Here is a 10,211-nt window from a genome sequence, read left to right as displayed (position 1 = left end):
GGGCCCGGCCGCCGGGTCTTTCGTTTGGGGCTTCCGCCAGACCACCACTTTCTCGTATGGTGGCCGTCCCGGGTGACCCGGGACGGCAGGCGGCGGCGCGTTTTCGCCTCACGCGCCGCTTGACGGGCCGGCCTGCCCGGACGCTCAGCCGGGCGGCTCGTGCGGCACGGGGTGACCGGGCCGCTTGCTGCCCGAGTGCGGGGCGCCGCGGCGGCCGGTGCCCGCCTCGTCGGTGTCGGGGATCCCCGGATCCGGCCGCTCGCCGCGCTGTTCCTTCCCGGCGTGGTCGACGGCGTCCCACGGGTCGTCGTCGGCGCCGGCCTGCTGGTCCGGCAGATCACGCGGTATGGGCTCGGGGACGGGCGCTCCGGCGTCTCCTGGCCCCTCGGGCCTGCGGTCGCTCACGGTGGGGTGCTCGCTTTCGGTCGGCATCGCGTGCCGCATCGCGTACCCCGACGGGCTGCTCTTCACCCCATTCGTCGGACCCCCGCCCTACCGATCCCCTACCGTACGAACACGCCGCTGCTCGGCGCGGTCCGTACGGAGGAGGAATCCTGTGTTGTCTCGCTACGGCCCCCAGAACGCCCCCGCGGGCGACGTGGGCACGGCGCTGATGATGGTCGACTCCCGGCTCAAGGGCATCCACAGCGGCACGGCCGGTGGCGACGCCCAACAGCGGGAGCTGACACAGCAGTTCAACGCCTCACTCAGCCCGGAGGCCATCGATGACGTGCTGGACGGCACCTGCACCCTGATCTACATGTTCATGACCTGGCTGCGGCAGGCGCACGAGGAGCACGACAAGGACGTCATCGAGTACGTGGTGCCCAACCTGGTGGCCTCGATGCGGATGATGCCCAAGAGCATCCGGCCGGAGGCCATTCCCACCATGGCCGCCCTGGTCATCGCGGCGAGCACCGGTCTGAGCCCCAACTTGTGGCGCGCGCAGTACGGGGAGTGGACGGAGGCGGAGATGACTCCGCTGGAGGCCACCGCGTTCCTCCTCGCGGAACACATCAACCGCATCACCGACGACCAGGACTTCGCCACCCGGCTCATCGCCGAAGCCCTGCCGTCCTCGAACGACTTCTAGGCATCCGGGACTCATTGGGTGCCTGACGGGCAGTCAGCATCTTTTTTCTGTGCGCGCGCTCTGTACATCCCGTCCGTACGCCTCGTCCGTACGCCCTGCTGTATGCGTCCTGACCATCAGGGCAACAGACCGGCCGCTACGTCGAGTTGACTACGCACCGACGCGCGGAAGGGCCTTTCTCGCGTTCTCGCGCGGCCGCGCGGCCGCGCCGGGGCGTCTGCCTGCCGCGCCGCATAGGGAAACCCCTCGCCCCGCGCACAGTGCCTGGCCGACGCTCCCGCGGTTGCGGACACTCATGCGTCGGTGCGGCTCCCGCCACGGGCCGCGCCATCCGCACCCCCCGCACGTGTCCGCCGCCTTCCTCACGCGCTCTGTGCACCAGCGGCGGCCTCCCCCGTGCACGACGCGAAAGGAACCCCCACTCCTATGGAGATACGAAGAGCCGGGAGACTCTTGACGGCCGCGCTGGCCTGCGTGTCCGCGTCCGCCATCGCCCTGCCCGCCGCCACGGCGGCACCGGCCCCGCAGCCGCACCCCACGCCTGCCGGTCCGGGCGCCTTCGCCGCGGCCCCTTACACCGCCGACCCGGCGCCCGCCGTCCGCAGCCGTGTCGTGGACGCCGCGCAGAAGGCGCTCGCCGCCCACGCCGGGGCCGCCCACAAGGGCGACGGGGACGCGTTCGCGGTCCGCAACCTGGTGGTCGACGGTGACGGTTCCGCCGCCGTCCGCTTCGACCGCACGTACAAGGGGCTTCCCGCCTATGGCGGCGACGTCATCGTGCACCTGAAGAAGGACGGCGCGTACCGGTCCCTTGACACCGGTTCACAGACGACGGCCACGGTGTCCACCGAGCCCCGACTCGCCGCGTCCACCGCGGCGAAGACGTCCAGGGCCGCGTTCAAGGGCAGCGTCGGCTCCGTCTCCGCCTCGCACCTCGCGGTGCAGATGGCGGGCACCGACGCCACCCTGGTCTGGGAGACCGTCGTCAGCGGTGTGCGCCCGGACCGGACACCCAGCCGCCTGCATGTCCTGGTGGACGCCCGTACCGGCAAGGTCGTACGGACCAGTGACGAGGTGAGCACGTTCGCGGCCGAGGGGGCCGCGAACGCCGGCACCTCGAAGGTCGGTGCGGCGGCGCAGGCCGTCGCACCGACGGTCGCCGGCGCCGGGCAGTCGATCTACAGCGGCCGTGTCTCGCTCGACGTCACCCAGAGCGGCAGCGGCTACTCGATGCAGGACCCCTCACACGGCAACGGCTACACCACCAACCTCAACCACGCGACCAGCGGCACCGGTTCGGTCTTCACCAGCGCGAGCGGCACCTTCGGCAACGGCTCCACCGGCGACCCGGCGTCCGCCGGCGCCGACGCGCACTACGGCGCCGCGGAGACGTTCGACTACTACAAGAACGTCCAGGGCCGCAACGGCATCTTCGGCGACGGCCGGGGCGTACCGTCCCGCACGCACTACGGCAACGCCTACGTCAACGCGTTCTGGGACGGCACGCAGATGACGTACGGCGACGGGCAGAGCAACGCACGCCCGCTGGTCGAACTCGACGTCGCGGGGCACGAGATGAGCCACGGCGTGAGCGGCGCCCTCACCGGCTGGGACGAGACCGGCGAGACCGGCGGCATGAACGAGGGCACCAGCGACATCTTCGGCACGATGGTCGAGTTCTACGCCAACAATCCCGTGGACAAGCCCGACTACACCATGGGCGAGCTCATCAACATCAACGGCGACAACAAGCCGCTGCGCTACATGTACAACCCGTCCCTGGACGGCTCGTCGCCCAACTGCTGGAACAGCAGCAACGGCAGCCTCGACCCGCACTACTCGATGGGCCCGCTGAACCACTGGTTCTTCCTCGCGGCCGTCGGGAGCGGCGACCACGGGTACGGCAACAGCCCTACGTGCAACAGTTCCACGGTCACCGGCATCGGCAACGACAAGGCCGCCAAGATCTGGTACAAGGCGCTCGCCTCCTACGCCAACAGCAGTGAGAACTACCACCAGGCGCGCACCGACTCGCTGAAGGCCGCCGCCGACCTGTACGGCACGCACTGCGCCGAGTACAACACCATCGACGCGGCCTGGGCCGCGGTCAGCGTCACTGGCGCCGACCCCGTTCCCGGCAGCTGCAACAGCCAGCCCGGCGCACCCTCGGTGACCAACCCGGGCAGTCAGAGCGGCACGGTCGGCACCGCGGCCTCGCTCCAGATCCAGGCGAGCGACCCCGGCGGTGAGACGCTCACCTACAGCGCGACCGGTCTGCCCGCCGGCCTCTCCATCAACTCCTCCACCGGCCTCATCACCGGCACACCGACCACCGCCGGCACCTCGTCCGTGACCGTTACGGCGAAGAACACCGACAACGCCACCGGCACGGCCTCCTTCACCTGGAGCATCAGCGGCGGTGGCAACCCGCCACAAGGCTGCGGCAACATCCCGGCCTGGAGCGCGAGCACCAGCTACGTGCCGGGCGACCAGGTCGCGTACAACGGTCACAAGTGGTCCTCCCAGTGGTACTCGACCGGCGCCGAGCCGGGTGCGGCCGGTTCCTGGGCCGTCTGGAAGGACGCTGGCGCCTGCTGACCGGGCAGCCCCGCACCGGCTCCTGAACAACAGCAACACGCTTGCCAGGACGGGCCGTTGGTCTCAGGACCGACGGCCCGGTCCGGCATGTCTGTGCGATGTCTGTGCCATGTCCGCGGCCTGTCCCCGGCCCCCGAGCAAGCCTCCACCAGATCTTCGATTGGTCTTGACCTTTCGTCGAGCACGGTCCTACATTCGGCGCGGCACCACCAATGGCGGGTTCACGCCCGATGTCACCCGCGTGAACGAGGCTGTGTCCGGGAGGGCTTGCGATGACCGCGCCGACCACCCTGCCGACGAGCCCCCGGCCACGCGCCGTTGAACGCACCACGGTCACCGAGACGGCTCGCGCCCACCTGTCGCACGGCGGTGGCGTCCTGCTCACGGGCCCGGCCGGCATCGGCAGGACGACGCTGGTGGCACACCTCGTCGCGGAGTTGCGCGGCCGGGGCCACCGGATCCTGCGCTGCTCGCCCTCCCCCGCCGAACAGCACACCCCGTTCCTCTGTCTCATCGACCTCCTGGCCGACCTCGACGACCACGCCTTCGTCGCCCTCGCCCCGCACGAGAGAGCAATCCTGGAGGGGGCCCTGCTCCGCAGCGCACACCCCGGGCGGAGCGGCCGGGGCCCGGACGCCGGCCCGGCCGGCGAGCGCGCCACGCTCGTTCTGCGGATCGCCGTCCGCAAGGTGCTCGCCCGGCTGTGCGAGGCCGGTCCGCTCCTGCTGGTCGTGGACGACACCCAATGGCTCGACCGGCCCACCGCGGAAATCCTCACGTACCTTGCGCCCAGGGCCGATCCGGGCATGTCGGTGCTCGCCGCCCTGCGCTCCGGCGAAGGGTTCGGATCGTCCCCGGGCGGTGGTGACGGCTGCGATGGCGGACTGGGCTCAGGCGGTGCACCAGGCTCTGGCGGCGCCCTCGGCCCGGGCGGTGCCCCGGGCTCAGGTGGCGCACTCGGCTTCGGTGGTGCGCTGGACGGTGCTCTGGAGCTGTGTCCACGACCGGTCCGCCGGATTTCCGTCCCGCCCATGACCGCCCACGAGACGGGCGAGCTCCTGGAGCGACACGAGCACCCCGCGTGGCCCGGCCGGCTCGTCGCGCGTCTGCACGAGGCGAGCGGCGGCAACCCCCGCACGGCGCTGGAGCTCAGCTCGGCCCTCGACGAACGCGTACGGCTCGACGGTGTGGATCCGCCCGATCCCGCCGAGCCGCTCCCTGTGCCGCACTGTCTTCGCCGGCCGATCCTCGACCGGATCGGCGCCCTGCCCGACCGCTCCCGCCACACGTTGCTCGTCGCCTGCGTCGCCGTGCGTCCCACGGTGCGGTTGCTCCGTCGCGCCGGCTGCCACCACGCCTCGTCCGACCTGGACATCTGCGTACGGCACGGACTCGTCGGCGCCCTTTCCGCGTCGGACCACGGCACCGTCAGGTTCCTGGATCCGCTGACGCCGCTCGTGCTGCGGGCGGAGAGCCCGTACGAGACGCTGGTCGCCGCCCACCAGGCGCTCGCCGACGCCTCCGACGATGCCGTCGAGCGTGCCCATCACCTTGCCCGGCTCGCCGCGGGACCCGATCCGGTCGTGGCGGGCCGGCTCGCCGCGGCGGCCACCGCGGCGCGGCGCCGGGGCGCCCCGGGGACGGCGGCGAGACTGGGCCGGCTGGCCGCCGAGTACACGCCCGCGGGCCAGAGCGAGATCGACGTCGAGCGCCGGCTCACCGCCGCGGAGGACGCCATCGAGGCCGGCGACCCGGCCTTCGCCCGGCACCTGGCACATGAGGTGTTGAGTGACGCCCGCCGGGCCGCCGACCGCGTCCGCGCCTGGAACGTGGTGATCGACTCCTGTGGCCAGGCGATGGCCGAGATCTCGGACGTCTTTCCGGAGGCGGTGCGCGACGCCGCGGGTGACCCCGCACTGCTGGCCCAGTTGCACTACCGGATGAGCTGGCGTGCCTGGATGGTGGGCGGTTCCGCCGCACGCGCCCACGACCACGCGGTGCGGGCCGCCGGGCTCGCCGCACGGACCGGGGACCGGCGCACCGAACTCATGGCGCTGACCCAGCAGGCCGCCCTCGAACTCTTCCTCGGACTCCCGCAGGCCGAGGCCACGCTGGCCACCGCGCTCGCCGCCCCGCACGACGTACACGCCATGACACACCACAACGGGCCGCTCTATCTCAAGCATCGTTTCCACCTGGTCCGCGACGAGCTGGACAAGGCGAGAACCGAGCTGCGCACCCTCGTGTACCGGCTGCGGCAGCGGGGTTCGGCGGACAGTCTGAGCCAGTGCCTCATCGGTCTCGCCCAGGTCGAGATCGAACGCGGACGATGCCGGCCCGCGCTCACCCTCGCCCGGCAGAGCCTGCGGATCACCGAGGAGGCGGGCCTGAGCCAGGGGCCCGCCTGGTACGCGGTGGCGCTCGCGGAGACGGCCGGTGGCAGCCTGAGCCAGGCGCTCACGGCGGCCGAGGCGGCGGAGCGGCACAGCGAGGACGACAACGACCGGCTCTTCCTGCCGCGCGCCCTGCACGCCGCGGGACGGGTCAGGCTGTTCGCGGGCCAGCCCGAACAGGCTGCCGAACTCCTCAGGCGTACCGGGCAGTTGGAGACCGCGCAGGGCCAGCAGGACCCGGCGACCCGGCGCTGGCACGCCGACCTGGCGGAGGCGCTGGCGGCCGGCGGGGCACCGGACGAGGCGGAGGCCGTGCTCCTGACGGGCCGCCGTCAGGCCGAGCGGCTGGGCCGTTCCGGTGTCCTCGCCACACTGGACCGAGCGGGCGCCGCGATCGATGTGGCGCGCGGCGAACTCGTCTGCGCGGCAGTCAAGTTGGAGGGCGCGGCACGGCGCCTGCGGGCCATCGGGTACCCCTTGGAGGAGGCCCGCACCAGGGCCGCCCTGGGCCGGGTCCGGCGCCTCCTCGGCGACGAACAGGCCGCCCGCGCCTCCTTCGCCGCGGCGCTGCGCATCTTCACGATGGCCGACGCCCGGCCCTGGGCCGCCATGACACGGGCCGAGCGCGACCGTGCGGCCGACGGCCCGGCCCGCGGGCCCGAGGACGGCTCCTGGTCGGACCACCTCACCTCGACGGAGCGCAGTGTGGTGGCCCGCGTGGCGCAGGGCGCCACCAACCGCGAGATCGCGGCCGGGCTCGTCGTCAGCGTGAAGACGGTCGAGGCCGCCCTCACCCGCGCCTACCGGAAGCTGGGCGCCAAGTCCCGCGTGGACATCACCCGCATGGTGATGGCAGCGCCGACGGCGTAGCGCGGGCGCGCGGATGAACGCGCGCCGGCGGGAGTCCTTCGGTCAACTCCCGCCGGGACGACGCCGGTTCAGGATGTGGTGGCCGCGTTGCGCCACACCGTGAGGTCCACGCTGACGTACTGGCTCGGCGCGTCCTTCGACGCGAAGCCGCGCACGGTGACCAGGCCATAGTGGCCCGAGCCGGTCTTCACACAGATCCGGGACCCCTTGCCGACCTTGTCCTTGCCGATGGACGTGGTGTAGCGGGTGTTGGCGCGGCAGCCGTCCAGCGAACCGGGCTCACTGGCGTCCAGCAGCGCCATGGTGTTCTTGGCCTGGTTGGTGGCGAGGGCGTCCCCGTTGACCATGTCCTCCGCGTAGCCGAAGTCCCCTTCGTAGTACGGGTCCAGGTGCTGGGGACGCAGCGGCTCGTCGGCGAACATCACCGAATACCCCTCGGGGATGCTGATGTCGTTGTAGACGGAGGCCTTGGGCGCGGCCGGCGCCTTGCTCTTCCCGGTGCCCGTACCCTTGCCCGACGCTGTGCCGCCGGGCTGCGACGCGCTGTTCTTCGCGCCGTCCTTGGCGTCGTCCGAGCCACTGCCGGCGAACTGCCCCACCATGTACGCGCCGGCGCCGATGAGCGCGGCGGCCGCCACCCCGGCGACGATCAGGCCGGCGCGGTTGCGCTTGCGGGGTGCCTGCGGCGGGAAGCCGGCGGATGGCTGGCCCACCGTGTGATGCGGGTATCCGTGGGGAGCGCCGGGGGCCGGCGTCATCGGCCCGCCGGGCGCCCCCGGGTAGCCGTAACCGCCCACGGGCGGCTGTACGGCTTGCGGCGGTACGGAGTTGGGGTACGCGGCGTGCTGTGCCGGCGCGTGGGAAGGCGGCGGCGTGTGCGGGGCGCTCTGCGTCGGCGGATGCACCGGCGGCGGCGTGGGCGCGGCGGCCTGCGTCGCCGGGTAGGCCGGGGGCGTGGGCGCGGCCGTCTGGGTCGCCGGGTAGACCGGCGGTGTGTGGGGCGCCGCTTGGGTCGGCGGGTGCGCGGGGCCCGGCGGCGGGGTCGGTGCGGCGGCCTGGGTGAGGTCGGCCGCGTACGACGACGGCAGCCAGCCGTCCGGGCGGCGCAGCGCCGGGTCCTGGGATGCCTGGCCGCACATCTCGATGATCCGGGCGGTGGACGGGCGGCGCGCGGGATCCTTGTTGAGGCAGCCCATGACGATGTCGCGCAGTTCGTCGGGAAGCCGGGACAGATCGGGGTCCTCGTGCACGATCCGGTAGAGCACCGCGTGCGAGGCTCCGTCGCCGAAGGCCGCGGCGCCCGTGGCCGCGAACACGGCGATCTGGCCGAGAGCGAAGACATCGGTCGCCTCGGTGCAGCTCCTGCCGGCCGCCTGCTCGGGCGACATGAAGGACGGGGTGCCGACGCTGACGCCCGTGCCGGTGAGGGCGGTGGCGTCGGCGGCCCGCGCGATACCGAAGTCGATGACGCGGGGCCCGTCGACGGCGAGCAGCACGTTGGACGGCTTGAGGTCGCGGTGGACGATGTCCGCGCGGTGGATGACCTGCAGCGCCTCGGCGATCCCGGCGACGAGAAGGAGAACGGTGGCGACCGGCATCGCGCCGTGTGCGGTGACGGCGGCGTGCAGCGAGGGTCCCTGGACATAGGCCGTGGCCAGCCAGGGGCGCGGGCCGTCGGTGTCGCTGTCGATCACCGGCGCGGTGTAGAGGCCCTGCACGCGCTGGGCCGCGCGGACCTCCTGCTGGAACCGGCGGCGGAAATCGGGGTCTTCGGCGAATTCCGGGCGGATCACCTTGATCGCCACGGGACGGCCGCCGGGTGTGTAGGAGAGGTACACCTTGCCCATGCCGCCGGCGCCGAGCCGGGCGCTGAGCAGGTATCCGGCCACGGAGCGGGGGTCGTCGTCGGCCAGGGGCTGGAACACTCCCGGCCCCGCCGCCGAACCGTCCGGTCCCCCGGCGCGCCCTGGCTCCCGCTGATGATCCGTCACAGTTCTCCCCGCGTGTACCTTTACCCAACGCTTACGGCGCCGAGCCTATCGAAGCGGAGGGATGGCTTGGACGGCGGCAAGCCAGGCACCCTTCGCCCCGGGGCCGCGTCCCGTCGGGACCTCGCATGGGGGCACCCGGGGCGCTTCAGGCGATGCGTATGACCAACTCTGGTCATTCCGCCGCGAATAGGGTGAGCCGGTCCAGCTGGGGGCCGCGGCGGGCGACCCGGGATCCGTGCCGGCGCCCCCGAGGGAGGCTCGATGGCTCGGCCCGCTCAAGCAGCGTCGCGAACCGCTCGTCACAGGCGCTCGATCAGACCGCCGGCTTCAGGATCTGCTCGCACCAGGCGCGGAAGGTGGTCGGGCTCGTGGTGTGGCGGGTGCGCTGGACGCCCGCGTCCAGGCCGGCGTCCTTCGAGCGCATCATGTCGAGGTAGCCCTCGACGAACGCGCTCCCGACCCCGCTCGCGGCGAGGGCGGCACTGAAATCGTCCAGTGACTGCCGCTCGTAGCCGATCGGACGGCCGAGCACGTCGGACATGATCCGCGCCATGTCGACGGGCGAGAGGTCCTCGGGGCCCAGGACCGGGACCTCGTCCGCGCCGGTCCACGAGCGGTCGAGGAGAAGGCTCGCGGCGGCCGCCGCGATGTCGCGGGTCGCGACGACGGGTGCTGCGCGGTCGGCGGCCACGACATCCCTGAACACACCCTCGTCGCGGATCGACGCCACCTGCCGCAGGACGTTGTCCATGAAGCTCCCGTTGGCGAGCGCGCGATAGGCGACGCCCGTGCTCGCGATGAAGTCGTCCATGGCGAGCGACGCCGTGACCAGTCCGGCGCGGCCCGCGACGGGTGTGCCGCGCCCGAGCGCCGAGACGCCGACGACATGGGTCACCCCGTGGGCGGAAAACGCCTTCGCGGCGGCACGTGTGAAGCCGCTGTACGCGGCGTCCAGGCTCGCGGCCCGGGGGTTCGGCGGGACCAGCCAGAAGACGGCGTCCGCGCCGGCGAACGCCGTGTTCACGGTCTCGGCGTCGCCGTGCGATCCGGTCACGACGTCGACGCGGCCGCGCACGGAGTCGGGGAGCTTGGCTGGGTCGCGCACGATGACCCGCAGGTCTTCACGGGCTCCGGTGTCGGGCTTGAGAAGGATGTCCAGGACGTGGCTGCCTATGTGGCCCGTAGGGGCGGTGATGACGATCATGTGTCGAGTCTCGGGCCGCCCCGCTGCGGCGTCCAATGCCCTTCTCGGCCCATTGATACCCT

At 72.5% G+C, this 10,211-nt stretch carries 6 protein-coding genes; 3 read left to right on the top strand and 3 right to left on the bottom strand.

Translation table 11 applies throughout. The features are described 5' to 3' along the window. Positions 1 to 144: 144 nt before the first annotated feature. Complete coding sequence (locus tag AB0D31_RS25720) at positions 145 to 405, bottom strand: hypothetical protein (RefSeq protein ID WP_362727397.1); 261 nt, start codon at positions 403 to 405, stop codon at positions 145 to 147. A gap of 151 nt (positions 406 to 556) precedes the next feature. Here AB0D31_RS25720 and AB0D31_RS25715 point away from each other — a divergent pair, with 151 nt between their 5' ends. The 3 genes from AB0D31_RS25715 (at position 557) to AB0D31_RS25705 (ending at position 6,954) form a co-directional block, all read left to right on the top strand. Further along, positions 557 to 1,093: a hypothetical protein gene (locus AB0D31_RS25715; protein WP_362727391.1), complete on the top strand. Its 537-nt coding sequence runs from the start codon at positions 557 to 559 to the stop codon at positions 1,091 to 1,093. 426 nt (positions 1,094 to 1,519) lie between these two features. Then, positions 1,520 to 3,691 carry a M4 family metallopeptidase gene (locus AB0D31_RS25710; protein ID WP_362727389.1) on the top strand — a complete coding sequence of 724 codons (2,172 nt, stop codon included), beginning with the start codon at positions 1,520 to 1,522 and terminating at the stop codon, positions 3,689 to 3,691. A 272-nt stretch (positions 3,692 to 3,963) separates the two neighbouring features. Further along, the gene (locus AB0D31_RS25705; protein WP_362727388.1) at positions 3,964 to 6,954 is read left to right on the top strand and encodes an AAA family ATPase; all 2,991 of its coding nucleotides are present in this window, start codon (positions 3,964 to 3,966) and stop codon (positions 6,952 to 6,954) included. Between the two features lie 68 nt (positions 6,955 to 7,022). Here AB0D31_RS25705 and AB0D31_RS25700 read toward each other — a convergent pair whose 3' ends face one another. Both AB0D31_RS25700 and AB0D31_RS25695 read right to left on the bottom strand, forming a co-directional pair. Then, positions 7,023 to 8,879 carry a serine/threonine-protein kinase gene (locus tag AB0D31_RS25700; protein ID WP_362727386.1) on the bottom strand — a complete coding sequence of 619 codons (1,857 nt, stop codon included), beginning with the start codon at positions 8,877 to 8,879 and terminating at the stop codon, positions 7,023 to 7,025. A gap of 379 nt (positions 8,880 to 9,258) precedes the next feature. Next, positions 9,259 to 10,149 carry an NAD(P)H-binding protein gene (locus AB0D31_RS25695; RefSeq protein ID WP_362727384.1) on the bottom strand — a complete coding sequence of 297 codons (891 nt, stop codon included), beginning with the start codon at positions 10,147 to 10,149 and terminating at the stop codon, positions 9,259 to 9,261. Positions 10,150 to 10,211: the final 62 nt, after the last annotated feature.

The organism is Streptomyces sp. NPDC048361, from assembly GCF_040651795.1.
Taxonomy (GTDB): Bacteria; Actinomycetota; Actinomycetes; order Streptomycetales; family Streptomycetaceae; genus Streptomyces.
This window is presented reverse-complemented; position numbering and strand designations above follow the sequence as displayed.